This window comes from Mycobacterium paraense (assembly GCF_002101815.1).
Lineage (GTDB): Bacteria > Actinomycetota > Actinomycetes > Mycobacteriales > Mycobacteriaceae > Mycobacterium > Mycobacterium paraense.
Map to the genome: position 1 here is coordinate 38,300 of NZ_LQPM01000004.1, position 25,493 is coordinate 63,792.

The 25,493-nt window shown below is 64.8% G+C and carries 24 protein-coding genes; 18 read left to right on the top strand and 6 right to left on the bottom strand.

Annotated elements, in window-relative coordinates; genetic code table 11:
* Nucleotides 1-49 precede the first annotated feature (49 nt).
* The 4 genes from AWB89_RS02530 to msrA all read left to right on the top strand — a co-directional run bounded on the left by AWB89_RS02530 (nt 50) and on the right by msrA (nt 2,739).
* Nucleotides 50-655 (top strand): GNAT family N-acetyltransferase, encoded by a 606-nt coding sequence (locus AWB89_RS02530; RefSeq protein WP_085171451.1) that lies wholly within the window; start codon nt 50-52, stop codon nt 653-655.
* A 259-nt stretch (nt 656-914) separates the two neighbouring features.
* A complete protein-coding gene (locus tag AWB89_RS02535; protein ID WP_085171412.1) occupies nt 915-1,685 on the top strand; it encodes an SDR family NAD(P)-dependent oxidoreductase in 771 nt (256 codons plus the stop codon).
* Between the two features lie 44 nt (nt 1,686-1,729).
* The gene (gene msrB / locus AWB89_RS02540; RefSeq protein ID WP_085171413.1) at nt 1,730-2,197 is read left to right on the top strand and encodes a peptide-methionine (R)-S-oxide reductase MsrB; all 468 of its coding nucleotides are present in this window, start codon (nt 1,730-1,732) and stop codon (nt 2,195-2,197) included.
* A complete protein-coding gene (gene msrA / locus AWB89_RS02545) occupies nt 2,194-2,739 on the top strand; it encodes a peptide-methionine (S)-S-oxide reductase MsrA (RefSeq protein ID WP_085171414.1) in 546 nt (181 codons plus the stop codon). Before msrB ends, msrA begins: the two co-directional genes overlap by 4 nt.
* 207 nt (nt 2,740-2,946) lie before the next feature.
* Here msrA and AWB89_RS02550 read toward each other — a convergent pair whose 3' ends face one another.
* On the bottom strand, nt 2,947-3,828 hold the full coding sequence (locus tag AWB89_RS02550; protein ID WP_241520407.1) for a sigma-70 family RNA polymerase sigma factor: 882 nt from the start codon (nt 3,826-3,828) through the stop codon (nt 2,947-2,949).
* Nucleotides 3,829-4,027: 199 nt separating this feature from the next.
* Between AWB89_RS02550 and AWB89_RS02555 the strand changes: the two genes are divergently transcribed.
* The 3 genes from AWB89_RS02555 to AWB89_RS02565 all read left to right on the top strand — a co-directional run bounded on the left by AWB89_RS02555 (nt 4,028) and on the right by AWB89_RS02565 (nt 5,667).
* Nucleotides 4,028-4,417, top strand: a complete 390-nt coding sequence (locus AWB89_RS02555; RefSeq protein ID WP_206601241.1) for a four-helix bundle copper-binding protein — start codon at nt 4,028-4,030, stop codon at nt 4,415-4,417.
* Nucleotides 4,418-4,486: 69 nt separating this feature from the next.
* A complete protein-coding gene (locus tag AWB89_RS02560; RefSeq protein WP_085171417.1) occupies nt 4,487-4,951 on the top strand; it encodes a DUF5709 domain-containing protein in 465 nt (154 codons plus the stop codon).
* A 149-nt stretch (nt 4,952-5,100) separates the two neighbouring features.
* Nucleotides 5,101-5,667: a DUF421 domain-containing protein gene (locus tag AWB89_RS02565; RefSeq protein ID WP_085171418.1), complete on the top strand. Its 567-nt coding sequence runs from the start codon at nt 5,101-5,103 to the stop codon at nt 5,665-5,667.
* A gap of 170 nt (nt 5,668-5,837) precedes the next feature.
* On the opposite strand, the gene AWB89_RS02570 is transcribed toward AWB89_RS02565, so the two are convergent.
* From AWB89_RS02570 to AWB89_RS02590, 5 genes are all read right to left on the bottom strand, one after another.
* On the bottom strand, nt 5,838-6,215 hold the full coding sequence (locus AWB89_RS02570; protein ID WP_241520408.1) for a tryptophanase: 378 nt from the start codon (nt 6,213-6,215) through the stop codon (nt 5,838-5,840).
* A gap of 363 nt (nt 6,216-6,578) precedes the next feature.
* Nucleotides 6,579-7,094, bottom strand: coding sequence for a YkgB family protein (locus AWB89_RS02575; RefSeq protein ID WP_085171420.1), 516 nt, complete (start codon nt 7,092-7,094; stop codon nt 6,579-6,581).
* 249 nt (nt 7,095-7,343) lie between these two features.
* The gene (locus tag AWB89_RS02580; protein WP_085171421.1) at nt 7,344-9,623 is read right to left on the bottom strand and encodes a winged helix-turn-helix domain-containing protein; all 2,280 of its coding nucleotides are present in this window, start codon (nt 9,621-9,623) and stop codon (nt 7,344-7,346) included.
* A gap of 649 nt (nt 9,624-10,272) precedes the next feature.
* Nucleotides 10,273-13,080, bottom strand: coding sequence for a helix-turn-helix transcriptional regulator (locus AWB89_RS02585; protein ID WP_085171422.1), 2,808 nt, complete (start codon nt 13,078-13,080; stop codon nt 10,273-10,275).
* Nucleotides 13,081-13,171: 91 nt separating this feature from the next.
* Nucleotides 13,172-15,952, bottom strand: coding sequence for a helix-turn-helix transcriptional regulator (locus tag AWB89_RS02590; protein ID WP_169716576.1), 2,781 nt, complete (start codon nt 15,950-15,952; stop codon nt 13,172-13,174).
* Nucleotides 15,953-16,538: 586 nt separating this feature from the next.
* On the opposite strand from AWB89_RS02590, the gene AWB89_RS02595 reads away from it, so the two are divergent.
* The 11 genes from AWB89_RS02595 (at nt 16,539) to AWB89_RS02650 (ending at nt 25,484) form a co-directional block, all read left to right on the top strand.
* Nucleotides 16,539-16,832: a hypothetical protein gene (locus tag AWB89_RS02595; protein ID WP_338152734.1), complete on the top strand. Its 294-nt coding sequence runs from the start codon at nt 16,539-16,541 to the stop codon at nt 16,830-16,832.
* Between the two features lie 113 nt (nt 16,833-16,945).
* The gene (usfY, locus tag AWB89_RS28215; RefSeq protein WP_276073267.1) at nt 16,946-17,257 is read left to right on the top strand and encodes a protein UsfY; all 312 of its coding nucleotides are present in this window, start codon (nt 16,946-16,948) and stop codon (nt 17,255-17,257) included.
* A gap of 752 nt (nt 17,258-18,009) precedes the next feature.
* A complete protein-coding gene (locus AWB89_RS02610) occupies nt 18,010-18,930 on the top strand; it encodes an NADP-dependent oxidoreductase (RefSeq protein WP_085171425.1) in 921 nt (306 codons plus the stop codon).
* 18 nt (nt 18,931-18,948) lie between these two features.
* Complete coding sequence (locus AWB89_RS02615) at nt 18,949-19,383, top strand: cupin domain-containing protein (RefSeq protein ID WP_085171426.1); 435 nt, start codon at nt 18,949-18,951, stop codon at nt 19,381-19,383.
* 136 nt (nt 19,384-19,519) lie between these two features.
* On the top strand, nt 19,520-20,998 hold the full coding sequence (locus tag AWB89_RS02620) for a dihydrolipoyl dehydrogenase family protein (RefSeq protein WP_085171427.1): 1,479 nt from the start codon (nt 19,520-19,522) through the stop codon (nt 20,996-20,998).
* 91 nt (nt 20,999-21,089) lie between these two features.
* Nucleotides 21,090-22,019, top strand: coding sequence for an NADP-dependent oxidoreductase (locus tag AWB89_RS02625; protein WP_241520409.1), 930 nt, complete (start codon nt 21,090-21,092; stop codon nt 22,017-22,019).
* 50 nt (nt 22,020-22,069) lie between these two features.
* Entirely contained in the window at nt 22,070-22,462 is a 393-nt protein-coding gene (locus tag AWB89_RS02630) for a RidA family protein (RefSeq protein ID WP_085171429.1), read from the top strand.
* Nucleotides 22,459-23,124: a nitroreductase family protein gene (locus tag AWB89_RS02635; RefSeq protein ID WP_085171430.1), complete on the top strand. Its 666-nt coding sequence runs from the start codon at nt 22,459-22,461 to the stop codon at nt 23,122-23,124. Before AWB89_RS02630 ends, AWB89_RS02635 begins: the two co-directional genes overlap by 4 nt.
* 25 nt (nt 23,125-23,149) lie before the next feature.
* The gene (locus AWB89_RS02640; protein WP_142282426.1) at nt 23,150-23,368 is read left to right on the top strand and encodes a hypothetical protein; all 219 of its coding nucleotides are present in this window, start codon (nt 23,150-23,152) and stop codon (nt 23,366-23,368) included.
* A 107-nt stretch (nt 23,369-23,475) separates the two neighbouring features.
* Nucleotides 23,476-24,903 (top strand): MFS transporter, encoded by a 1,428-nt coding sequence (locus AWB89_RS02645; protein WP_085171454.1) that lies wholly within the window; start codon nt 23,476-23,478, stop codon nt 24,901-24,903.
* Between the two features lie 200 nt (nt 24,904-25,103).
* Nucleotides 25,104-25,484 (top strand): MmpS family transport accessory protein, encoded by a 381-nt coding sequence (locus AWB89_RS02650; RefSeq protein ID WP_372515126.1) that lies wholly within the window; start codon nt 25,104-25,106, stop codon nt 25,482-25,484.
* Nucleotides 25,485-25,493: the final 9 nt, after the last annotated feature.

The following is a 25,493-nucleotide window of genomic DNA, read 5'->3' on the forward strand; positions in this document are numbered from 1 at the left end:
CCAGCCGCAGGGATGTTCGCTACTGCCAGGTGGTCTACGCTTGGGCGACATGGTTGACCATCGCCACGTCGAATGGGACCCAGACACGCGACGCATCCTCACGGCCCGGCTCCTGTTGCGCCCTTGGCAACTCGACGACGACCTCGCCGCATACCGGATATACGGAGCGCCGGAGGTTTCGCGTTGGCTGCGTCCGGCGCTGCCGTTGATCACCGACCAGGAGCACATGCGCCGACTCCTGGGCGAATGGATTGCGGAGAGTGATGCGGCCGGACTGCCCCTGGGCCGATGGGCGGTAACCGCCAGGGACTCTGGCGACCTGATCGGGGGAGTGGCACTGCTTCCACTTCCACCCGGCCGGACCGACCTTGAGATCGGATGGCAGGTTGCACCGACGCTGTGGGGTCACGGCTACGGTGCGGAAGCCGGTCATGCGGTGGCCCATCAAGCATTCACAAATGTCGGTGTCAGTGAGGTTTTCGCTGTTGTGCGGCCAGGCAATCATCGCGGGGTGGCTACGGCGCGCCGAGTTGGCATGGAATGGGTAGGGGAGACCGACAAGTACTACGACCTGACCCTTGAGATCTACCGTCTCAACAAAGCAGATTTGGATCTGCCTGAACCGGCCTGTGCACCAGCGCCGGGATGGCCCTAGCGCCCAAGCGGTCGCACTCCTCAAGTGCCTCGTCGCAACGCTGCCCTGCTCACGGCGTGATCGGGCACGGACTCTGTGCCGTTCGGCGTCAGCAGTCGGCACCGGCAACGCGCCGGAACTCACCCGGGTGAAACAGTGCCGGGGTGATGACGGCTCACCCCGCCGGACAGCAGACTCGGGGCCAGTTCAAGGCTGACAAGGGCATGGCAGTACAGGCCCGGCAGGAGCCGTCGAGAGTGATTAGCAGAAGGGTCTCGCCATGCACTTCGAGTCAAAGAAGGTCGTCGTCGTCGGGGGCAGCGCCGGCATGGGCCGCCAGGTCGCCGCCGATATCGTGCGCCACGGCGGTAGCTCGGTGGTCGTCGGCCGGTCAAAAGACCGTGTCGATGACACGGTGACCGAATTGACGGGCAGCGGTGGCCAAGCGTGGGGGATCACCGCGGAGTTGACCGATCGCGCCGCGGTGGCCGATGTGCAGCGCGCGCTTTCAGAGGATCACAGCGACGCGACACTGCTCGTCAATGCGGCCGGATTCTTCATCCCCAAGCCGTTTCTCGAGTATGACGCCCTGACCTATGACTCGTACATGGAGCTCAATTACGCGCTGTTCTTCCTGACGCAGACCGTCGTTGCGGGGATGATCGCCCACGGGAAGGGCGGCTCAATCGTCAACATCGGCAGCATGTGGGCGCATCAGGCGATCGGTCTGACCCCATCGTCGGGGTACTCGATGCAAAAGGCCGGCCTGCACGCACTGACCCACAACCTGGCCATCGAACTCGCCGGGCACAAGATCCGCGTCAACGCGGTGGCGCCGGCGGTCGTCAAGACCCCGCTCTACGAGGGCTTCATTCCGAAGGACGAGATCGACGCGACGCTTTCCACTTTCGCGCCGCTTCATCCGCTGGGACGAGTCGGCACTCCGGCCGACGTGGCCAATGCAGTGACCTACCTGCTGTCGGACGAGGCCAGTTGGGTCACCGGCGCGATTCTCAACGTCGACGGCGGCATCATGGCGGGCCGCAACTAACTCAAGCGCCTCACCACTAAGCCTGCGCAAACGAAGGAGACAAGGTGCCACACCAATACAGCAAGGACCCGGCCGCGGTCGACGCGCTGACGCCCCAGCAATACCACGTCACCCAGGAGAGCGGCACCGAGCCTCCGTTCACCGGCGAGTATTGCGACAACCATGAACCCGGCATCTACGTCGACATCGTCTCTGGCGAACCGCTTTTCGCGTCCGTGAACAAGTTCGACAGCGGAAGTGGGTGGCCGAGTTTCACCCAGCCCATCGACGCGGACAGCCTGGTTGAGAAACGGGACCGCAGCCACTTCCTGGAACGGATCGAGGTGCGATCCGCCCACGCCGATAGCCACCTGGGCCACGTATTCCCGGACGGCCCGCCAGAAGCCGGTGGGTTGCGCTACTGCATCAACTCGGCGTCGCTGCGATTCATCCACCGCGACGACCTGGAAGCGCAGGGCTATGGGCAATATCTGCGCTTGTTCACGAAGGCCGGATCAGAGCAGAAATCATGACCAACCACACCAAGATCGCCGTTCTCGCCGGCGGGTGTTTCTGGGGTATGGAGGATCTGTTCCGCCGGCAGCCCGGTGTGGTGTCCACTCGCGTCGGCTACACCGGAGGCAGCAACACGTACCCCACCTACCGCGATCATCCCGGACACGCCGAGGCGATCGAAATCACCTACGACCCAGACGAAACCGATTACCGGGCGCTGCTGGAATTCTTCTTCCAAATCCACGACCCGACCACCAAGAACCGTCAGGGCAACGACGTCGGAACCAGTTACCGGTCGGCGATCTTCTATCTGGACGACGAGCAAAAGCAAATCGCAGTGAACACGATCGCCGACATCGAGCATTCAGGGCGGTGGCCCGGCAGGGTCGTGACCGAAGTCAAGCCGGCCGGCGAGTTTTGGGAAGCCGAACCCGAGCACCAGAACTACCTACAACGCTACCCATCCGGCTATACCTGCCATTACATCCGCCCCGAGTGGGCGCTGAACCGGCGTACCGAGGGGGCAGCGACGGCGGAACATGAGGCGCCCACTCAGTAACGAGACGGGCTTGCTAACACGAGACGACGGCCCCGCCACCCCGCCTGACCGCCAGGTGTTGCTGAGCGCCTACGCACCGTTGGTGCTTTACGGCGCCGCAGCTGCTGCGTCTTGGGTTTCATCCCGGCTCGGCGCGGGCGGCGGTGGTGGGGGTGTCTGCAGCCAGCCGGCCGTTCCCAGCGCGTAGCGGCCCGAGGTCGGCCCGCTCTAACGCTGGGTTGCCGCGCTCGGGGCCTTGTTGATCGTCGGGGCCGCATGATCGGTTGGCGGGCCGAATAGTAAATGACGCAGTCGCTTTCGCCCGCGGTTGAGCCTCGAACCTACGGTTCCTTGCGGGGTGCCCGTCATGGCGGCGATCTCCTTGTAGGAGTATCCCGCGATGTCGGCAAAATAGACGGCTGTACGAAACTGCTCGGGCAAGGCCATCATCGCCGCCTTGAGGTTAGGGTCTGGCATCATCCCGAGCGCCAGGTCTTCGGCCGACAGCAGGCCTCCAGGCGTGCGCGGTGCATTCGCCACGAGGTGTCGATCGCTGATCTCACCAGTCGGATGGAACTTGGGACGGCACTTCTGCCTGCGATAGCTGCTGATGTAGGTGTTGGTCATGATCCGCCGGAGCCATGCATTGAGGTTTGTTCCTGGCTCGAATGCCCGGAGACCGGCATAGGCGTTGAGCATTGTTTCTTGCACCAGATCCTCCGCGTCCGCGCGGTTGGAAGTCATCCGAAGAGCTTGCCGATACAGAGGCTCGAGAAGCGGGCCAACGGCGCTTTCAAATTGAGCGTTTGGCCGGCGGTCCGGCACCTTTGCGCATTGGGCGTTCAAGCGCGCTTCTTCGAGGGCCGACCCCGAAGTGATACAGCCTTGACCACAGGTACGAGTTTTCTTCGCCTCCACAGCAACCTCCGCATGCCAACTGGTGCCAGCATCCAGGGCCGCGGGGTGAGTGGTCATCACCCGCCGAAGCAATTCATCCGGATGAGCACCCGCGCCACTGACAAGCTCGAGTCGGCAGCCAGGTGCCGTCGCGAGTGCTGTAGTGGTGCGCCGGCGGCTCGCTTCGTCCTGGCGCCCGCGGTCGACCGCCATCGAAGTGTCCGACTATCACCCGGGTGAATGGCGGAGGTGGGCGACGACAGCTCACCCCTCTCCGACCCATGCTTTTAACGTCTACAACCACACAGCCGTGTTCTGTTGTGTAAGAAGCCACCTTGCGCGGAGCAGGCTCGAATAGCAGAGACAACCATCTGCCCGAAGCAGGAGGACATGGGTGAGCGCCGCTAAAAGAATGCTGGAGACCTATCCGCGAGATCTAGGCGGGATCGACAGGGCCAAGCTGGTCGCTTGCATCGACGCCTGTTTCGAATGCGACCAAGCTTGCACAGCGTGTGCAGACGCGTGCCTCAGCGAAGAGGACGTTTATCACTTGACCAAATGCATCCGCACATGCCTGGACTGCTCGGATGTCTGCGCAACCACCGGCCGCGTCTTGTCCCGGCACACCGACTGCGACGCCAACTTGACCAGGACGACGCTCGAAACGTGCGCCACCGCCTGTAGGACAAGCGCAGACGAGTGCGACAAGCATGCCGCGAAACACGAGCACTGTCGCGTGTGCGCCGAGGTATGCCGTCGGTGCGAACGAGCCTGCCGCGACCTCGTTGCGGCGCTCGGTTGAGACAACCACCGAGCGGCCTGGACCCGCTTGCCATTCGCCGCTGCGCCAGTGTGACCTTGAAGAGAAAGAGTGGAGAGGGCACTGATGGGAATTTATGAATTCGATGACGTGCAGGCCCATCTTCTCGAACCAGAAGAAAGCCTGGACTCAGAACAGACTGGCATCGACCTCGACGAGGGCTACTCGCCTCCAGAACACCCTCGTGAACTGCGGGCGTGGGGTATCACCACGAGGGAAGCGCGAACCCATGAAAGTCTGGCGCGCCGGCTGGCCCGCGAGGTTCCCGACGTGACCGATCAGTGGGATGGCGACGGTATCGGTGACAGCGCTGACAGCGATGGTGAGCTCATCGATGATCAGGTCGGCGCCATGCGCGCGGGTCGCCTCGTCGCCTTCGACGCCGACGCGACGGATTTCAGTACCGATTACCGTGCGCACGACGTCGGCATTGACGGCGGCGCTGCCTCGGCCGAGGAAGCCGCCATGCATATCGTCGATGAAGACACCGGCGACGGTGAAGGATGGCGTCTCTGATGACGCGCACCACGCCGCCACCTCGTTCGAACTGGGCCTCTGGGCCGGAAATGGCTGCTCCAAAGGGTATTTCGCTACTCCACCCCGCTCGGTGTGAGTAGGCCGAATGGGCGGCCGCAACGAGGACATCGGCTGAAGGACAGCCACACGTGGACCGAGTATTTTCTGTCCTGATTGGCGACCCGTCCGGTGCCGCAGATGTTGCTATCAAGACCTCGGCGTTGTTCCTCACAGCCGCAATCCTGTTTCGTTTCATGGAACGCCGCACTCTCGCGGAATTCGCGCCGTTCGACTGGATCGCTGCGGTCGCCGCCGGAGCCATCGTGGGGAGGGCCGCCACCGCCAGCGATACCTCCTGGCTCAACGCAACCGCGGCGCTCATCTGCCTTCTAGGCACCCACGCGGTACTCGCGAGGTTGCGTTTCATTCCAGGCGTGCGACGTTTTATCGATCCTCCTCTGAAAGTGCTGATCCGCAACGGACAGGTCGATCGACGCAACCTACGCCGATGCGGACTCACCAGTTCTGACCTCGAGGCTGTGCTACGACAGCACGGGCACGAGAGCTCCGACCGCATTCACTTGGCGATCTTCGAAGCCAAAGGCGCGATCTCCATTTTGCTGAAGGATGAGAGGAGTGATCGGCACGGTTCTCGAGTTGATCTGCGGCGGAGCGAACATCGGCGCTGGCGTGTGACGCCTAGACGATTCGATTGACCACCGTTCAAGCATTCATCCGGAGGAGTCCCAGTCAGGGCTGTTTGCTTTCTTGGCGGCGCCCACTGCCACCAGGTCAGTTACGAGCCATAATTTCGCGCGGCCGGCTCGCAGTGCTGCGAGTGGCGATGACGCGGTCTTGACCCTCAGTCATCGCCGGTCGAGCCCACCTAAACCGCCTCCGACTGCTGCAAGCGAATAATGCCGAGCATCAAGCGAAGTTGCGGCTCTTCGGGGCTACCGACATAGGCATTCAGCCAGCCCGTCAGCTTCGAGAGTATCTCTACGGGTAACGCCATCCGGGTTGACAGGAGGACGGTGAGGATGCGCCTGATCGCGAGATGGGTTTCGCCGCAGCCTAGCTCGACGAAAATCATTGTGCGCTCATAGCCGGTCAGACACGACCCCACCGCGTCGACAAGTGACCACGCCATGTCCTGATCGGAGACGATCGACGCATCAGTCGCGGAGCGCTTTTGCGCCCGCGAATCGCGACTCGCGAAGTTCAGTGTCGTTGGCGACGCCAATCGCGCCAGAGCATGCTTCATATCAGGGACCACCGCCTCGTAGGGCGGGTTTTTGCGGGGCTGGGGTAGACGCCTTCATCGCGCCTTATGGATGCGCCATCGCAGGCGCAAACGATCACCTTCTCGGCCTTCATGCAGCTAGCCACGTCGTGGTCCCCTTCCCGGTCTTTCTGGGCGGTGACTGGCCCGCTCAACTTCGAGCTATGTTCTTGATCCAGTCGACAAGCGGCGTGGGACTCGCGCTGCGCCCTGCCATTTGGTCATGAGCCCACCAGCTGCTCTCAGATGAGGCTGCCCCCGTATGGGGCGAATCGTCATCACCCCAACCGTCTGTTCGCCCGGGTGATCAACGCGAGGAGCTCTCCGACGGGACGATTCACGGTGTCAATCCGTTTCGACCAGCATCGCCTGTCTGCGGGTTGCATCGATCGCGTCCGCCAGTAACCAGAGCGCCAAGCCGATGAGTGCTATGTCCTTCATCAAGAACTCCCCGTCTGCGGACAAAACCGGAAAGCCACCCGCAGACGCCTCGCCGACGCCGGGGGTCGTCACCATGAAACTCAGCGTGATCACGAAGAACAGCGAGGCGATAATGCCTCCCACCACAGCAGCTTTCGGGAACCACGGCTTGACAGCCAGCAGGACCGCCGTAATCAATTCGATTGAACCGTTCAAGCGACCAAAGGCGTTGATGGACAGGACGTTGTAGACCCAACCCAGGAAGGGGCTGTTGGCCACCCAATGTGAAATGCCGTGAGATTCATAGTGAGTGAACTTCATGGCGCCGAACCAAGCCAGAACTATGACGAGACCATACCGTGCGATCAGGGGCGCGATGCCGGTCGTTCGAAGCTTTCCGCGGCCACCGGTCAACATGGTGGCGGCCTCACTCTGTGACATGGGGTCTCCCGTCCTGGATGTGTCATTTCGCCGCCTGGCCGCTGCCGAACTCGCACCGGCTTCGTTGGCGGCGCAACTGGTCGAGACATTGGCCAGGCGGTTTGCGGACACGGCTCAAGTCAGCGACCACTATCTCTGCGTAGTGGGTCAGTTGTCTTCATCCCCACGCGCAATTCACCCGGGTGAGGCGGGTTGTCAGGAGCAATGATTTTGTGGCCGGCCACATTTGGTGGGCTGTGGGATGCCGCATCACAACAAGCCGAGTCCTCGCGCCCTGCTGACTGCCGCGCCGCGATGCTCAACTCCGAGCTTGCGGTAGATGGCGCGCTGGTGGGTCTTCACGGTATTGAGCGAGACGTATAGCCGCTCGCCGATCTCGCGCCGCGATAACCGGGTGGCGAGTAGGCGAAGAACTTCGAGCTCCTTGGGGGTCAGCTCCTCGGGTATTGCGCTCCCCTGATGGCGCGAAGTCACCGCACCGCCTGCGCTCCGCTCGGTCGAGGGGGGCCGCGTCGGGGCGATGCCGGCGTCGCCGCAGTCGCGCAGCAGGGTGTCGACCTCGTCCAGAGTGGCCTTGGCGGCCTCGTGATCGCCGAGATGCTCGACGATCTGCGCTCGGACCGACAGCGCCTTAGCTACCTCGAGGATTGCTCCTCCTTGACGTGCGGACATGACGGCCATGTCGGCGGCGGCCAGCGCTGGAGCCGCGTCGCCGTGCATCCGGAGGAGGAGTTCCGCCGTGGCAAGCGACACCATTACGTCGACGAGGTGTTCCGTATCCGCCAGGTCCCGGGTGCTGCCGGAAGCCTGGCGGATATGACGTTCGGCGTCTGCCGGTTGGCCATGTTCGGCTGAAATCAGCGCCAGATGGCCCAACGCGTCGATGCGGGTACGACGATCGCCCACCTTCTCGGCCAGCCGTGCGGCCCGCCGGAAGGCGGCTTGCGCCTCGCGGGTGCTGCCCGAGAAGTACAGCGCGGATCCGTAGATGCTGTAGGCGCTGGATTGACCCAGCGGTGCCTCGGCGAGATCGAGGGTGATCGCGCGGCGAGCGGTCTCAAGCGCCGCAGCGACCTCAGCGGTCTTGAAAAAATGGACCGCGCGCAACACGACGGCTTGGCCGGCGATCGCGTCGCCGTCCGCGCCGTCGGCCGGGTGTCGGGCTTCAACTGCCTGGATCCACTCGGCCGCCTCATCGAGTTGGCCAACGCTCAGGGCGATCCACGCGCGGGCCAAGCTCAGCCGTGGATCCTGTCGAACGGCTTCCTCGGGGAGCAGATCAAGCATGCCGGAAACGGTCGATAGGCCGCCCCCGTTGAATTCGTCGACCCAGTCCGCAGCGATCAGGTCAGCACTCCGTGCGATGTCGCCGCCGGCGACCAAGTGGCGCACCGCCTCGTCAATGAGGCCCTCGTTCTCGAACCAGTTTGCGGCTCGTCGGTGCAAATCGGCGACGAGATCAGGCTCGGTACGGCGCAGCTCGGTGCGCAGCAACTCTCCGAACAGCTGGTGATAGCGATACCAGTGACGCGACGTGTCCAACGGCACCATAAACAGGTTTTCGCGTTCGATCTGCTCCAAGACCGAGGCCGAGCCAGACGTTTGCAGCGTCGCGTCGCACAGCGCACCGCTCAGTCGTCCCAAGATCGAGGTGCGCAGCAAAAAGCTGCGCAGGTGGGGTGGCTGACCGTCGAGCACCTCGGCCATCAAGTAGTCGACGATATGGCGGTTATCGCCGGCGAACGTCCTGATGAACGCGGCGGCATCGGCACGCCCGGCAAGCGAAAGGGCGGCAAGGTAAAGGCCCGCAGCCCAGCCTTCGGTGCGTTGGTGCAACAGTTGAACGTCCGCACGGTCTAAGTCGAGCCCGAGCACATCGTTCAGCAGCTGGGCCGCCTCGATAGGCCCGAAACGTAAATCGTCGGTGCGGATCTCGGCAAGCTCGCCACTGGCCCTCAGCCGAGCCAACGGCAATGTCGGATCCGATCGGGTGGCCAACACCAGGTGGAGATTCGCCGGCATCCGGCTGATAAAGAATGCGAGCTGCTCATGGACCGCCCGATTTGCCACCAAGTGGTAGTCATCAAGAATCAGCACCATCGGGCTAGCGATCGTGTCCAGATCATTGAGCAGCGTAGGCAGAACGACCTGCACTGGGTCGGCACCCGTCGCGAGAAGTTCGACCGCCCGAATCCCCACCCCCGGACTGATCTTCTGCAGGGCGGCGATCACGTACATCCAGAACCACACGGGGTCGTTGTCGGACGTATCGAGCGACAGCCAGGCGAATCGATGGTCCACGTCGGCGTCCAGGGCCCACTGCGCCAGCAATGTCGTCTTGCCCCAGCCTGCCGGCGCGCTCAGCAGGGTTAACTTGCAGTGTCGCCCCGCCGACAGTACGTCAACCAAAGTGGTCCGGTGAACGAGCTGGGCCCCCATCGTCGGGATGTGCAGCTTGGTGCCGAGCAGAACTGCTCGCGCGGCGGCTTCTCCAAAGCCATTGTCGCTGTGGCCATCTGAGCCGGTCATGCGCGAACTCCCCGAACTCCGCGAATCAATTGAACCGAGCACCCGGACGCCAACACTCGGCTTCGACGCGTCGTGGGTGGGTGCCGGCCTCTCCGATTCCCTGTTTTTCTCTCCGGGGTCGGGTGGGCTGATACTGCGCGGCGATCGCAGTGATTCTATTGAATCAGACGTGTTCTCGGTGATTACTACCGGCGGACGCGTCCCGTGCCCGTTCGGGTCGGCGGGCCCGCGTGGCGCCAACGGTTCGAGGATTTTGTGAGTCACGCTCACGTTGGGGCCGCTCACCGTAGTTCTCCTCTCCTGCATCGATGTATCGGCTCCGCCGACGCATCGCACCGCCCGGGCAGAAAGCGTGCGGCCGCCGTCGTCTTCGCGTGCTCATGGTCGTCGGGACACCAGCACGTAACCACCGACACCGAACACCACCGGCAGCATCATCAACATTCCCAACAAAGTGCTCATCATCGTTCTCTCGATCCCCCATGTCGTTGCTCTCGATCGCCGGCTCCTGGTTGGACGGCGGCGGTCGGGACGATCCAGGGCTCAATGACTACGTTGACAGCGCGGGCACGTCATCACCATCGGCCGGCGGATGATCTTTAGGGTCGGGTAGGTGTATGCCTAGCGGCCTTGGTATTTGACGGACCGGTCAGTCCGAGCGGCGCATGAGCTGGGCCAATTGAGTGCGGGATGTGATGCCGAGCTTGGCAAATGCGTTGTGGACATGGGTCTTCACGGTATGCGGGGATAGGCGCAGCTGTGTGGCCACGTCGCGGTTGGTCGCGCCTTGGGCGATGAGGTTGATAACCTTGAGTTCGGAGTCGGTGAGGCTGTCCCAGCCGGTTTTTGCCCGCGGGTGGGTGACGATGCGCCGTTCGACGCCCAATCGGCGCAACGCGCGGCCGACCCGGCGGGCATCGGCAATCGCTTCCCATTCGATATAGGTGTCGAATGCCGCGTTCAGTTGGTCGATCGCCTCGGCGTTGCGCTGTGCGCGAGCCAGCTCGCCGCCGGCGTCCTCGGCGGCGCTTGCGTAGAGCAGCGGACGCGGCGACGCGCGAAGCGACTCCGCAACATCCACCAACGCCTGGGTATCGTGTTCGAGGATCGCGCGGGCATAGCCGGCCACCGCCGCCAACAGCGGCACCGTAGGCTGCTCACGCTCGAGCACCTCGGTGGCTTGTAAGACCCGTGCCCGCAAGCCGGCATCACCGGCGGCCGAGGCCACTTGCGCACCCAGGATCAGCCGAACCAGTGCATGCGGGAAAAATGGTGTCGCCAATAGGATGACATCGCCGAGCCAGCGCATCGCGTCATGAACGTCTTCACGCTGCCACGCCGCCCGCGCGAGCACATACGCCGACCCGCGACGTATGCCGGCAGAGCCGGTGGAATGGGCCTCGCGCGCGTCATTGACCATCTGCTGCAGCAAGTTTCGGTCATCGGTATGCGCCGCCACTTCGGCGAGAATCACGGTGCGAAGTACGTCATGCTCTGTTGCCCCGGTCGGCTGTGGTGGCGGAAGGGACTCCGTCGCATCGCGGGCGGCCGATAACCGGCCGGCAGCGAGGTGGACAAGCCCGCTGAAGACGGCCCACATGGCGAGGGCCATTGCGTTGCCCTCCCGGCGGGCTTGCTCTATGCCGCCGGCGAGCCGTGCCGTCGCATCATCGAATCGGCCGACCACCGCCAGCAGGTTTGCGTCGTACATTCCGGCATAGGCATGGGCTAACGCCGTATCGTTCGTGTAGGCGAGCTGACGAAGCCCTTCGAAGCGGTCTAGTGCGCGGGCCGTATAGCCCTCACCAGCATCGAGCAATGCGATGGTGACGTCGGCCATGACCTTGGCCTCGAGGTCGCCGGTGGCTGCCGCGGCCGCGGCAGCCTCGTCGGCCGCCGCGCGCCGCTGTCCACCTTCGTCGAACACCAGGTTGTATGCCAGCCACGCCAGATGCCGCGCCCGGGTGACGTCGCTGATGCCGCTCAACTTCAGCGCCCGCCGATTTTCCGCCACCCGCTGCTGATCAGTGTGCTTGGTGTGTACCGGGAGCCGGAGCCGGATCTCGGCCTCTACCTCGGGCGACGCCGCCTCCGCCAGCGCCACGTCGGCCAATTCTTCGGCCTCGCCATAACGGCTGGCCCGATTGAGCCACCCCACGGTTTCCCCGACCAGGGATCCGCGCTCGGCGTCGTCGGCGGGCAACAGCTCCAAGGCGCGCTTGCTCAGGTCCGCCGCCGCGCTCGCATCGCCGCGGCCCACCGATTGCGCGGCTTGGCGCAGTGCATCGATCGCCTCTCGGTCTCCCGGTTCGGCGCTGCGTGCCAGCTGGGTGGCCACCTCGGCCGGGGCGGCGCCCAAGCCCAGCATTGCCGACGCCGACTGACGCTCCATCGCGCGCCGTAAGGACTGCGGCAAAGACTGGCGGGTCGCCTCGCGCAGCAAGTCGTGCCGAAACCTAAGCCGCTCACCGTCTTCCACGAGCAGATCCGCGCGCACCGCTTCCTCCAGCGCCGAGAGCAACGACGTCGGCGGCCGGTCGAGCATCGTGGCCAACAGCTCGGCCGAAAACCGGTCCGGCAGCACCGCCGCCACCCGCACCACCTCCGACGCACTTCCGGAGAGCAGATCCAGTCGCTGCTGCATACCGACGCCCAGACGCCGAGGCAGCCCCTGTCCCGTGGCCACCGCCCGGCCGCCCCTAACGTTCAGGCGGTCCTCCTCGTCCAGGCCCCCAAGGAGCTCGCTGACCAAAAACGGATTGCCGTGCGCCTTGGCGGCCAGATTCAGCAGCGACACATCGGCTTCCGCCCGCACGGCGTCTTGGACCATGTCAGCGACCGCATCCGGCGTCATGGCCCCCAATCGCAAGAACGTGGCATCCGCGCGTTGCAGCACCGACAACGTCTCATGCACCGCAAAGCCGCCGGCCCCGGTGCGTGCGGTCAATACCCACAACACCGCCGCATCCGGCCGCGCGGTGGCGAGCGACCGCAACGCCAACAGCGTGCCGTTGTCGGCCCAGTGGATGTCCTCCAACAGAATCGCCAGCGGGGCCTGTCCGGCCGCGGCGTGAATCGCGTCAGCCAAGTCGTGCACCACCCAGTAGCGCAGGTCGGCCGAGCCACCTAGTTGGCGCAACGCCTCGGCGTCTCCCACCGGGGGGTCGGCGTTGAGTGTGGCCATGAACAGCGAGAAAAAGGGCACCGTCTGCTGGTACTCGAACGCCTCCCCGAACAAGGTGCGCACGCCATACTTCTCGGCCAGCACTAACACCTCGGTCAGCAACCGACTTTTTCCGATGCCGGGCGGCCCTTCAATGACCAGCACGCCGCCGCGCCCCTCGGCCACCGCGGTAATCAGTGCGCCGATCTTTTTCAGTTCGTCTGCCCGCCCTCGGATCGGCGGGGTGACCAGGCGTTGGCCGCCGGTGTCGAATAGGCCGGCTGGAGGCCCCATCGGGTGTCCTGTCTAGCGTCTAGTTACCGGAGTGCCGTTGCAGTGCCCGCTATTGTAGGCCGTACACGCCATCAACGAGATTTGCTGTCGATCAATCGGCGCCGCGGATGAGCTGGGTCAATTGGGCTCGGGAAGTGATGCCGAGCTTGGCAAACGCATTGTGCAAGTGTGTCTTCACGGTGTGCGGGGAGACATGCAATTGCTGCGCTACTGAGCGGTTGGTCGCGCCCTGTGCGATGAGGTTGACGACCTTGAGCTCGGAATCGGTGAGGCTGTCCCAGCCCGTTTTGGCCCGCGCGTGCATAACGACGCGGCGCTCCACCCCTAATTGGCGCAGCGTGCGGCCGACCCGCCGGGCATCCGCAATCGCTTCGCACTCGACATAAGTGTCGAATGCCGCGTTCAGGTGGTCGATCGCCGCGGGGTTGCGTTGTGCGCGACTCAGCTCGGCGCCGGCATCCTCGGCAGCACCTGCGTAAAGGAGCGGCCGCGGCGACGAGTGAAGCGACTCCGCCGCGGCCACCAACGCCCGGACCTCACGGCCGAGGATCCCGCGGATGTGTTGGGCGACTGCGGAGAACAACCCCACCCCAGGCCGCTCGCGTTCGAGCACGTGAACGGCGTCCAGGAGGCGGGCTTGCAAGCCGGCATCACCGCCGGCCGACGCCACCCGCGCGGTCAAGGTCAGCTGATCCAAGACGGTCGGCAAGAACGGCGTCATGAGTAGCGGGAGGTCGTCGCCGAGCCAGCGATGCGCTTCATGAACGTCGTCGCGCTGCCACGCCGCCAGCCCTAGCGCGCACGCTGCCCCGCGACGTACGGCGGGTGCACCGTCGGAGTACGCGGCGAGCGCCTCACGCGTTGTCTCGATCAATAACGTTCGGTCGTCGGTGCGCGCCGCTACTTCCGCGAGGGTGAACATGCGCATCGCGTTTACAAAGGTCGACCCCGGTCGCTCCGGCGTCGGCAGCCGCTCGGTGGTGGCACGAGCAGCCGACAGCCGACCCGCGGCCACCTGCACTACTCCCGCCATCAACGCCCAGATGTGAAGCGCCATGCCGTCGCGTTCCTTCTCGGATGTTCCTGTGCTGCTTGCGACTAGGGCTGCAGCATCTTCGATTCGTCCGACCACGGCAAGCAGGTTGGCGCGGTGGCATGCGGCGAGGTTATGAGTGGTCATATCGCCCGCGGGCGTCAGGGCTTGGAGTTCGTCAACGCGCTGGAGAGCGCGGCCCGCGTAGCCGTTCGCGCAGTCGAGGTACGCAAGTGCTACGCCGGACAGAATGCTCGCCTCGACATCGCCGGTTGCTGCGGCGGCCGCCGCCGCTTCGTCGGCCGCCGCGCTGTCCTCTCCGTGCTGGCCGTACATCGTTAGGTTGTACGCAAGCCATGCGCGATGCCGTGCCCGGGTGACGTCGCTGAGATCGGGCAACTGAAGTGCCCTGCGGTTCTCTTCGATGTGTCGCGCTGTCGTATCTGTGATCGCCGTCCGGAGCCGGAGGCGGATCCTGGCCTCTTCTTCCGGCTCCAGGGCGTCGGACATGGTGGTGCTGGCCAACCGTTGCGCCTCCTCGTAGCGTGTGGCCCGATTGAGCAGCACGATCGTTTCTGCGACGAGTGGCCCGCGTCCTGGGTCTTGCGGGGGCTGGAGTTCCAACGCGCACTTGCTCAAATCCGCCGCGGCACCCGGATCACTGTTGGCCACCGACTGTGCGGCTTCGCGGAGGGCGGCAATCGCGGCCTGGTCCCCGACCTCGGCGCTGCGGGCGAGCTGTGTTGCAACCTCCTCGGGCGCCGCCCCCAGGTCCAGCATGATGGTCGCCGATTGCCGCTCCATCGCTCGACGCAACGACTGGGGTAAAGATTGCCGCGTCGCTTCGCGCAGCAGGTCATGACGGAACCTCAGCTGATCGCCGTCTTCGACGAGTAGGTCGGCGCGCACGGCCTCGTCGACCGCCGGTACCAGGGCGGACGGACGGCGTTCCAGCATCGCGGCGAGCAGCTGGGCCGAGAACCGGTCAGGCAGCACTGCGGCTACCTGCACGACCCGGCTCGTAGCGTCGGAGAGCTGGTCAAGTCGTTGCTGCATGGTGTCGCTGAGCCGTCGCGGCAAGTCATCTCCGCTGGCGACCGCTCGGCCGCCGCTGACAGCGAGCCGGCCCTCCTCATCCAGTCCTCGCACCAGCTCGGTCAGCAGGAAAGGGTTGCCGTGGGCCCGGCCTGCCAAGTTCAGGAGAGATGCATCGGCGTTGGCTCGCACTGCGTCCTGCACGATGTCGGCGACCGCCTTCGGAGTCATGGCCGCCAACCGCAGAAACTTGGCACCCTCGCGTTCCAGCGCGGTCAGGGTCTCGCGAACGGCCGGACCGCCGGCGCCGGTTCGCGCGGTGAGCACCCATAGCACCGGAACATCGGGCCGCGTCGCGGCCAGCGACCGCAGCGCGACCAGCGTGGCGTTGTCCGCCCAATGAATATCCTCGAGGAGGATCGCCAGCGGTTTTCGCGACGCTGCGCCATGTATGGCGGCTTGCAGATCGCGCACTACCCAGTAACGGACATCGGCCGACGCGCCTAGACGACGCAAAGCCTCCGGATCACCGACGGGGGGGTCGGCGCGCAGGGTGGCCATGAAGAGCGAGAAAAACGGCACCGTCTGCTGGTACTCGAAAGCCTCGCCGAATAGTGTCCGAACGCCGGCCTTCTCGGCGAGCGCCAGGACTTGGGTCAACAATCGGCTCTTCCCGATGCCGGGCGGTCCCTCGATGACCAGCACGCCCCCGCGCCCCTGAGCGACCTCCGCGATCGACCCGCCGATCACCTTCAGCTCGCTCGCCCGCCCGCGAATCGGCGGTATGCGCAAGTTCCCTGACATCCTCGCGGTGTTCACGTGAACCGCCGCCCCCCGGCGTGCCGTCGGCGGGCGGAAGACCTCCCCGTTCTGTCGTCCACAGTTCTCGTCACCGTAAGTGCTGGTAGTTAGTGTAAGCGAGTCGCCGGCACACCGATCGGGGCCGTACGCGCCGGCCGCGGTGAGACCAACGACGCCGACCCGCGGACGGCGACACCGCGCGAATAACCACGGGGTGCGACGGCTTCGGCGTGCGCCTTCGGTGCGATGCGATGACACACCCTCGGGCTGTCCTCACCCGGGTGATTGACGCGGCGGGGTGAAGACAGCTCATCCGGCAGCCGGCCAAGCTTGACTTCGGCAAGACTTGCGCGGCCATGACTGATTGTCTCAATGCCAGACAACCAAATGTGCGGCACGGCGTGATAGGTGATCCGGGAAGGGACTGAGCCATGGGCGCAGAGGCAGACGGTAAGAACTTCGGAGTGGCCGGCGGGCCCGGCTCGGCGACCCACACGTTGCCATGAGGCAAGTCCTGCGGTGGGCAATTGTCTTCCTGGCATCGTGGGGGACCGGACTACTGGTTGCGGCGTGGATTGTGCCCGGAGTCGTGGTGTCGACACCGGGTTTCGTCGTCGGCGTCCTGGCGTTCGCGGTAATGCAGGGAAGCTTGTCCATGTCGATCTTGAAGTTGCGCCGCGAGTACGCGTCGCTGTTGTTTGGCGGCATCGGGTTGGTATTGACGATCGTCGCGTTGGTCCTCGCGTCGCTAGTGACGCACGGACTCACCATCGATGGCACGCCATCCTGGCTGGCGACGACGATTGTGGTGTGGCTCGTGACAACAATCGGGGCGATTACCCTGCCCGAGCTGCTCAACCGGGCCGGGGCCCGCTCGGCCTGACAATCGCACCCCGACATCAGCGGACGCACGTTGGTCCGCATATTGGCCCTGCATTCCGTGCGGGTCCGCCGTGGATGAATCTGAAGACTCGCAGGACGATGAAGGGAGCGGTCATGGGAGACACGCACGATGATCCGACGGATCACTCCCGCACCACGCAACCGCGCGCGGGTATGGCCGTGAAGGACAACTTCTTCTGGCCGGGTTTGGTCCTGCTAGTCGTAGCGACGTGTGGGTTGATCAGCGCCGCAGCAGAAGCCGCGTATGGACGTTACGAATGGCTTTGCACTTCGGTGCTCGTCGCTGTTCTCGCCGCGTTCGCCGCAACGCTGTGGCTCACTATAGAGATTCGCCGCGTAACGCGCATCGATGCGCGCTGGGACGCTGCGCACGCAGAGAGTCGGACGCGTCCGCCCAGTCCCTAGTCACAACATCTGGGCAGTCATCGCCATTTAACCGGGGGCGCCCCTAGTCGGGTGGTAACATGTTGCGTCGCAACCAAATTCGGATTGGCGCGCCGCGTTCGCTGCGGACTGCCAAATTTTGGTTTTTTGCCAACCACTTTCGAGTGCACACTCGTGATACGAGCGGTGCTCGTCGAATCGCCCGGGTGAATCGGTTCGCCGGGTGATGACCGCTCATCCCGGGTCGATCGATGCTTGCATGACAGATCGCGAGCGCCAGATCGGCCGCTACATCCGCGAAGCGACCGAATAACCGAGGCCCTGACATATCGAAGATCGTTTTTGAGGCGACGTCAATTTGCGGGCCCGGCTATCGGTAGCTGGGCGCCGATGGCGGCCCGTCCCTGACGCCTGCGGATCCGACCACCGAGGCCTTTGCGCTCACCCGGGTGAATGAGCCCGCCGGGTGATGACGACTCACCCCGCGTCAGTGAATCCTGAGTCAGGAGTTGACGAGCGGAGGCTTAAGTGCAGTCGACGATGTATCGGATCTGCATTCGAGGCCGCCTGACGGAGCGGCTCGGGTCCGCATTGGAAGGGATGCGGCTCGAGGCCGGTGCGAGCGAAAGCGTTTTCACAGGCGAGATCCGCGACCAATCACAGCTTTACGGACTACTCGACCGGGTCCGTGATCTAGGCCTTGAGCTCGTCAGCGTGCAACCGCATCCCGCGGCTTCCCCGACTACGAAAAACCGCATCAGGAAGGACTTGTAATGCGAGCTATCACTGTTTCAGATCGTGACGCCGGAGTCGCCGGGCTGTCGCTGACAGACCTGCCCTATCCCGAGCCGGCCGACAACGACGTCGTCGTGCGGGTGCACGCCGCCGGTTTCACACCCGGGGAACTTGATTGGCCACACACGTGGATCGACCGATCGGGTCATGATCGGACACCGAGTGTCCCCGGCCACGAGCTGTCGGGCGTCGTGGTTGAGTTGGGCTATGGCACTACCCTTTTGAGCATCGGTCAGCGGGTGTTCGGGCTCGCCGACTGGGCCCGCAACGGCTCGCTCGCGGAATACACCGCTATGGAGGCCCGCAATCTCGCACCGCTCCCGATGGACATCGACCACACCGTCGCCGCCGCGCTGCCCATCTCGGGATTGGCTGCCTGGCAGGGCCTGTTCGACCACGGCCGCCTCCAGGCCGGACAAACGGTTCTGATCCACGGCGCCGCCGGCGGAGTGGGGTCGATCGCGGTGCAGCTCGCCCGCGAGGTCGGTGCGCGCGTCATCGGCACCGGCCGGACCGCAGACCGAGACCCGGCAGGGAAGCTCGGTGTCAACAGCTTCCTCGATCTGGAGACCGAAAAGCTGGAAGATGCAGGCGAAGTCGACGTCGTGTTCGACGTAATCGGCGGAGAGATCCTCGCCCGGTCGGCCGCTCTGGTGCGGGCTGGCGGAACGCTTGTCACCATCGCCGAGCCGCCGAAGACCCGGCCGCAAGATGGGAGGGCCATCTTTTTCCTCGTCGAGGCCGATCGCGCCCAGCTCGCCGAGCTTGCCACGCGAGTACGGGATGGACGCCTCAAGCCGGTGATCGGTGCCGTGCTGCCCCTCTCCGAAGCTCCCGCCGCATTCGCTCGCGGCAAGCGTGTCCCGGGCAAGACGATTCTGCGCGTAGCCGAAGACTGAAAGAGAAGGCGATCTAAGATGGCCCTGAAGTTGCCACTTGCGGCGCTGGCGGTTGCGGCGATCCTCGCGCCCGCGGCCCACGCCGAGCCGATGCCGGCGGGTTCCGATCAAAAGCCGGTTGTCCGACCGGTTTTCAATCAACCGACGAACGTGCCGGGCAAATCGCTGGAAGCAGTGACCGTAACCTACCCGCCCGGGGCCAAAAGCGGGGCCCACCACCACGCGAAGTCGGCGTTCATCATGGCCTACGTGATCTCGGGAGCGATCCGCAGCCAAGTCGAAGGTGAGCCCGCTCGGCTCTATCACGCCGGTGAAACGTGGCGTGAAGAGCCCGGTGCGCACCACACGATCAGTGAAAATGCGAGCACCACCGAACCCGCCGAATTGCTCGCAGTGTTCCTGGTGGACACCGGAGATGGGCCGCTCACCACCGACGACAACCCGGACAAGTAAGTCCGTCGGCCAACGATGAAAACCTTAGCGCCGTTTGGCATCGACGACTCAACTCCAGGGGAGCATTCCGTGCGCACGCAGCGCAGCCGCAGCCTACGCGGTTTGCGTGCCGACTGATGGCCGAAGTGAGGGGTAGATGAAAGTCAGTAAAGACTTCGACGTGATCGTGGTCGGTGGCGGGGTTGGCGGTGTGGCCGCCGTTCGGAAGCTCGCCTCGGTGGGCCTTTCGGTAGCGCTCGTGGAGGACCGTCTGGTCGGTGGGGAGTGTCATTACTGGGGCTGCAACCCGAGCAAAACGCTGCTACGCCCGATCGAGGTATTCAACCTCGCGAAAGCTGTTCCTGGTGTGCGAGAAACTATTTCGTGCGCACAGTTGGACGCCGCCGCCGTGTTCGCGAAACGCGACGAGCTCATCGAGCACCTCTCAGACCAAGACCGAACGGCATCATTGCAGCAAGCCGGTGTAGCCGTGTTTCATGGGTTCGGCCGGTTGAGCGGTGAACGAACAGTGCGCGTGGCCTACGCCGTGGGCGACACCACCGAAGCCGTCTTGACCGCACGCCACGCGGTCGTTGTCGCCACCGGCACCCGTCCGAACGTGCCCGAGGTACCCGGATTGGCGCAGGCACGCCCGTGGACCAATCGGGACTTGACGACCATGACAAAGGTGCCACCTCGTGCGCTGGTGGTGGGTGGCGGCCCCGTCGGTGTCGAATTCTCGACCATCCTCACCGGTTTGGGCTCCGCGGTAACACTTCTGGTGCGCGAGAACGCCCTACTTCCCAACTGCGAGCCCGAAGCCCGCGAGCTGGTGGCGCAGTCGCTGCGCAGCAAAGGCGTCACCATTCACTTCGACACGCAGTTGTCGGCGGTAGCCCGCCCCGTCGCGGGCGGGCCCGTCAGCGCAACTTTTGACGGCCAGACCGTCGAGGTGGACGAGGTCGTGCTGGCCGCCGGACGGCTCACCAACACCGACAACATTGGACTGGAAACCCTCGGCCTGCCGGGCGGCGGGATCGTTTCGGTGAACGACCATCTCCAGGCGATCGGCGTCAGCGGCGGTTGGCTCTACGCGCTGGGAGATACCACCGGGCGCGCCCGGCTGTCCCATATCTCCACCTATCACGGCCGTGTCGTCGCCGACATCATCACGGCCCGGGTCGCGGGGCGAGAACTGTCCGAGCATGAGCTGACTGTCCGTGATGCCGGCAGCCTTGCGCAGGTTATCCACACCGATCCTCAAGTGGCCTGGGCGGGGCGCACCGAAAGTCAGGCCCGGGCAGAAGGATTCGCGGTGCGGACGAGAACCGCGGATTACCCCGGCGCAGTGTCATTCCTCGCCCTTTACCGGGATGGCTTCCACGGATGGGCGAAACTGGTCATCAACGACGAGACCAATACGCTGCTCGGAGCGACATTTGTCGGCCCGCAGTTCTCCGAACTGGTTCAAGCGGCCACCCTGGCTATCGTCGCGAAGGTCCCCGTCAGCCTGCTGCGCCACGCTGTCGCGCCACATCCGACCATCAATCAGGTCTGGGATCCGTTGCTCGCGCAAGAGTCCGAGCTTGCCGCGTTAGTGAACAACGAGGCACGGGCGGCGCAAAAGAGCGCTTAGGCGAACCGCTTTACGTGTCAGACCCGTTAGGCGTCGAACATTCGAGAGGAAGCACAATGACATACGACCGGCCGGTCGCCTCACCGTGACCATGCGTGTAGCGGGGGTCCGCAGCTTCGGCGGCAAAGTCGAGACACTCGAGGTGGACGACCCGCGCCCGTTGGCGGCCGACGAGGTCCTCATCGACGTTCGCGCCGCCGGGATCGGCAACTGGGACAACATCGTTCGCTACGGCGGATGGGACGTCGGCGCCAGGCCGCCGCTGGCGCTCGGGGTGGAGGGCGCCGGGGTCATCAAAGCCGTCGGTAGCCTCTCGAACGGATTCACTGTGGGCGATCAGGTGCTGTGCCACCCTGTCCCGCTGCGCGCTCAGGGCACCTGGGCGCCGCGTCTGATCGCACCCATCGGATCACTGGCCCACAAACCGCCCGAGATCCCTTGGAAGATCGCGGCGATCTTTCCGGTGCCGGCGTTGACCGCCGAGCAGGTGGTCGGCGAAGCGTTGGCCCTGCACGGTGGGGAGACGTTGCTCGTTCATGGGGCGGGCGGAATCACCGGCGGGCTCATTGTCCAGCTGGCCGCCCTGCGCGGGGTCGATGTGCTCGCCACCGCCGGCCCGCGCAGCGCCAAGCGAGTCCGCCGGCATGGCGCCCGCGAAGTGATCGATTACCGCGATCCGCTGTGGCCGCAACGCGCAAGGGCGTTGGCGAAGGGCTCCATCGACGTCGTCGCCAACGCGGCCCCCGCGGGTGCCGCGGAGGCGATGACCGCGCTTACCGACGGCGGCCGGCTGGCCACCATCAGCCCCGACCCGCCCGCATCCACCCGCGGGATCGGCGTGACCGCGGTTTACGTCCGTTCCGACGGGGCTCAACTCGACCGCCTCACCGCGCTACTCGCCTCCCGGCGATTGAGCATGCCGATCCCGCGGTCCTGCGGCCTGGATCAGGCCGCCGCCGCCCTCGCCCATGTGGTGGCGGGCCACGAACCCAGTGGAGTGGTCATCACCAATGACAGCTGACGAAGTCGCCATCACACAGCAAAAAGTCACGCCAACCGAGGAGCCTCGAGATGACCACCATTACCCCGATCTACACCGGAGTGGCCGCCCACATCGGCAAATACGCTGACGCCGTTGCGGTATCCGGTGGCGGCGGCACCCAGATTTTCGTCTCCGGCACGCCTGGACTGCGCGAAGACGGCACTTTGCCGGAGGACTTCACCGACGAAGCCCGGCAGTGCTGGGCCAACGTCGAAAGGGCGCTCGGTAAGGCCGGCGCCGCGCTGACCGACATTGTCTACATGCGCCAATGGGTCACCAGCCGCGACAATGCGTCCGCCTACCTGGCGGTCAGCAAAGAGCTCATCCGGCACGAACCCGCCGCGATGTTCAGCATCATCGACGGACTGGTATGGCCCAACATTCGCGTGGAAGTCGAAGCCACCGCCTTCGTGCCGGCATGAGCGATTACCCCGTCGTCGACTTGTCCATCGACGCACTGCTGACCACGACGCGCTCGGTGCGCAGACGTCTCGATCTGACCAGACCTGTTCCCATTGGGCTCATTCGAGAATGCCTCGAGATCGCGGTGCAGGCGCCGACGTCGGCCAACGTGCAGAACTGGAGCTTCATCGTCGTCACCGACGCCGAACAGCGTCGCGCGATCGGCGATTTGTACCGCCGCACATGGGATCTGATCGTCGCCTCGCCTTACGCGGTCGCCGATCGGTTCAAGGACGATCCCGCGCGCAATCGCGAGCAGCGCAAGGTGTCTGACAGCGCGGCGTATCTCGCCGAGCACATCGGCCAGGTCCCCGTCTTGATAATCCCGTGCGTCGAGGTGATCGACGGTGACGGCAGACTGACGGGCGAAAACGCCAACCAGTATTGGAGCTCGGTCATGCCCGCCGCGTGGAGTTACATGCTCGCCGCGCGTTCTCGGGGCTTGGGAACCACGTGGACCGGGGTGACGATCATGGCCGACGACGAGATGCGGGCCATTCTCGGGCTGCCCGACAACGTCTATCACGCCACGACCATCCCCACCGCCTACTACACCGGCACGAGCTTCCGCCGTGCCAAACGGATTCCGCTCGACGACGTGTTGCATTTCGACCGGTGGTGAGCGGATGAGTTGCAAGGAGGAAAAGATGAACGGCGATTACCACCCGGACCCCGACGACATCGGGGGTACCAGCGAATCCCTCAATTCCGATGACGTCTCCCATGACGACGACAACATCGTGCTCGACGCCGCCAACCGCTGGATCTCAGTCGCTGAGCATCAGGACGCCGACGGGCGTGACGCGAGCATCAGCCGCGACATCGACGCCCTGGTGCAGCTGAAGCGCTTGAGAAAAGCGCTCTAAGTAACGCCAATGATCGCCGCGCGCAACGCGTCTGGCGCCCACCCATTGGCGCACGCTGAACGGCGACGGCAGTGACGTTGCGCGATGCGGCGCCGACCAGCCGCGCGATGGTGGTCGCGGTGATGGTGTCAATGGTCGCGTTCCTCGACTCCACCGTGGTCAACCTGGCGTTGCCGGCCACCGAGCATGACCTCGGCGGCGGGCTGGCGCTACAGCAATGGATCGTCGACGGCTACCTCCTGGCGATGGCGGCCGCGATTCTACCCGGCGGGTCCATCTCTGACCTGTTCGGGCGCGTTCCGGTTATGCGGTTCGGGCTCTTAGCTTTTGGGATGGGCTCCGTTCTGGCGGCGGTGGCGATCTCGCCGCCGATGCTGATCGTCGCGCGCCTAATCCAGGGCCTGGGTGCGGCATTCCTCGTGCCCGGTTCACTGGCGCTGATCAACACGGTGTTCGACAAAGCGCACCAGTCGGCGGCGATCGGCGTCTGGACCGGGTGGACCGGAACCGCCTTTGCCTTGGGCCCGTTGCTGGGCGGAATGGCCGTCGATTTCCTGGGTTGGCGTTGGATTTTCGTGATGTCCGCGATCCCCATGGCAGTCGGATATGCGCTGACCTTCTGGCTGTGTCCGATGCGGGGTCGGGTCGAGGGCGCCCGCGTCGATGCTGTGGGTGTGGGTCTATCGGCGGTAGGGCTCGCCGCGACCGTGTACGCGCTGATCGAATCGCAATGCGACGGCTGGACCGCCCCGATAGTCATCACACCGTTGGTGACTGGAATGGCCGCGCTGGCCGGCTTCGTAAGCTGGCAGCGCCGCAGCAAGCACCCGATGCTTCCGTTGCCGCTGTTCACCTTTCGCAATTTCGCTGCCGCAAACCTCGTCACCGCATTCGTCTACGGCGCGTTGACCCTGGGTTCGCTGGCCATCACGCTCTACACCCAAGAAGTCGGCGGCTACTCAGCCACCGCGGCCGGACTGGCCACCCTGCCGATCCCGGCGCTGTCGTTCGCGTTCGCCCGTCATGTCGGCCGCGTCGCCGCGCGGGCGGGACCACGCGCGTTCCTGATCGCTGGCCCCGCCCTGGCGGGGATCGGGCTGCTGCTGATTCGTCCAAAACCCACTGGATTCCACGCAATCATCGACCTCGTCCCCGGCATGACCGTGCTGGCCATCGGACTGGTTGCGACGATCACACCGCTGACGTCGGTAACGCTTGCCTCGGTGCCAACCGAATACAGCGGCCTGGCGTCGGCGGTCAACAATGCCGTTTCGCGGCTGGCCGCGCTGATGTCCATCGGGTTTCTGGGCCTGATCAGCGCCGGCGCCGCGAGCGCCGCCGGGTTCGCCCACGTGTTAGAGGTGAGCGCCGCACTATTCGTCCTGGGCGCGTTGTGCGCCGCGCTGTTGATAAGGAATGTTCCTGCCGGGCGCCAACAGGTGCCCTGCGACATCGCGGCGTTGTGCCGCGACCGGCCCGGTGTGCTACCGGCCCTGGCCAGCAGCCCTTCGGCCGCGACCGAACATCGGTACTGATGGAAAGCACTGCAACCGAGCGGTTTGACGCCGGCGAGATGGACGCTGCTCGGGCAGCGCCTGGGGCTGACGGCCACCGCGGGAATCAACTCGACCGCAATCGCGTTTGGGAATCCCGTGTCAGCAGATTTGAGAGCCGGTAGGCGGGAGGCACGGTGTTGAGGCTTCTCAGGCGTGCGTGGGTTCCGCTGGTGGTGGTCGTGGCACTGATTATTGGTGGCGTCGCAGTGTCCCGCCTGCATGGCGTCTTCCCAGGGCCCGGCGTGGCGAAGCCCGATCCGCGGGACGCGACGCCGCCGTACGCGGCGAAGACCGCGGTCTACGAAATCCTGGGACCCCCCGGGACGACCGGCGTCGTCAACTGGATGGATGCCGACGCGCAACCGCAGAAGGCGAGTTTCACCACGTTGCCGTGGTCGCAGACCATCGTCGCCGAGATGCCCGGCATCTTCGCCTACGTCGTTGCGCAAGGTGACAGCCCCTCCATCGGCTGCCGGATCACCGTCGACGGCAAATTGGTCGATCAACACCAGGTCAATACGCGTGATGCGCAGGTTTCCTGTTTGGACAAATCCGCATGACCGACGACA

Coding starts and splice junctions, on each gene's coding strand:
- AWB89_RS02530 (WP_085171451.1), top strand. CDS start 50: ATGGTTGACCATCGCCACGTCGAATGGGACCCAGACACGCGACGCATC.
- AWB89_RS02535 (WP_085171412.1), top strand. CDS start 915: ATGCACTTCGAGTCAAAGAAGGTCGTCGTCGTCGGGGGCAGCGCCGGC.
- msrA (WP_085171414.1), top strand. CDS start 2,194: ATGACCAACCACACCAAGATCGCCGTTCTCGCCGGCGGGTGTTTCTGG.
- AWB89_RS02550 (WP_241520407.1), bottom strand. CDS start 3,828: ATGGCGGTCGACCGCGGGCGCCAGGACGAAGCGAGCCGCCGGCGCACC.
- AWB89_RS02555 (WP_206601241.1), top strand. CDS start 4,028: ATGCTGGAGACCTATCCGCGAGATCTAGGCGGGATCGACAGGGCCAAG.
- AWB89_RS02570 (WP_241520408.1), bottom strand. CDS start 6,215: ATGAAGCATGCTCTGGCGCGATTGGCGTCGCCAACGACACTGAACTTC.
- AWB89_RS02575 (WP_085171420.1), bottom strand. CDS start 7,094: ATGTCACAGAGTGAGGCCGCCACCATGTTGACCGGTGGCCGCGGAAAG.
- AWB89_RS02580 (WP_085171421.1), bottom strand. CDS start 9,623: ATGACCGGCTCAGATGGCCACAGCGACAATGGCTTTGGAGAAGCCGCC.
- AWB89_RS02585 (WP_085171422.1), bottom strand. CDS start 13,080: ATGGGGCCTCCAGCCGGCCTATTCGACACCGGCGGCCAACGCCTGGTC.
- AWB89_RS02590 (WP_169716576.1), bottom strand. CDS start 15,952: ATGTCAGGGAACTTGCGCATACCGCCGATTCGCGGGCGGGCGAGCGAG.
- usfY (WP_276073267.1), top strand. CDS start 16,946: ATGGGAGACACGCACGATGATCCGACGGATCACTCCCGCACCACGCAA.
- AWB89_RS02610 (WP_085171425.1), top strand. CDS start 18,010: ATGCGAGCTATCACTGTTTCAGATCGTGACGCCGGAGTCGCCGGGCTG.
- AWB89_RS02615 (WP_085171426.1), top strand. CDS start 18,949: ATGGCCCTGAAGTTGCCACTTGCGGCGCTGGCGGTTGCGGCGATCCTC.
- AWB89_RS02620 (WP_085171427.1), top strand. CDS start 19,520: ATGAAAGTCAGTAAAGACTTCGACGTGATCGTGGTCGGTGGCGGGGTT.
- AWB89_RS02625 (WP_241520409.1), top strand. CDS start 21,090: ATGCGTGTAGCGGGGGTCCGCAGCTTCGGCGGCAAAGTCGAGACACTC.
- AWB89_RS02630 (WP_085171429.1), top strand. CDS start 22,070: ATGACCACCATTACCCCGATCTACACCGGAGTGGCCGCCCACATCGGC.
- AWB89_RS02635 (WP_085171430.1), top strand. CDS start 22,459: ATGAGCGATTACCCCGTCGTCGACTTGTCCATCGACGCACTGCTGACC.
- AWB89_RS02640 (WP_142282426.1), top strand. CDS start 23,150: ATGAACGGCGATTACCACCCGGACCCCGACGACATCGGGGGTACCAGC.
- AWB89_RS02645 (WP_085171454.1), top strand. CDS start 23,476: ATGGTGGTCGCGGTGATGGTGTCAATGGTCGCGTTCCTCGACTCCACC.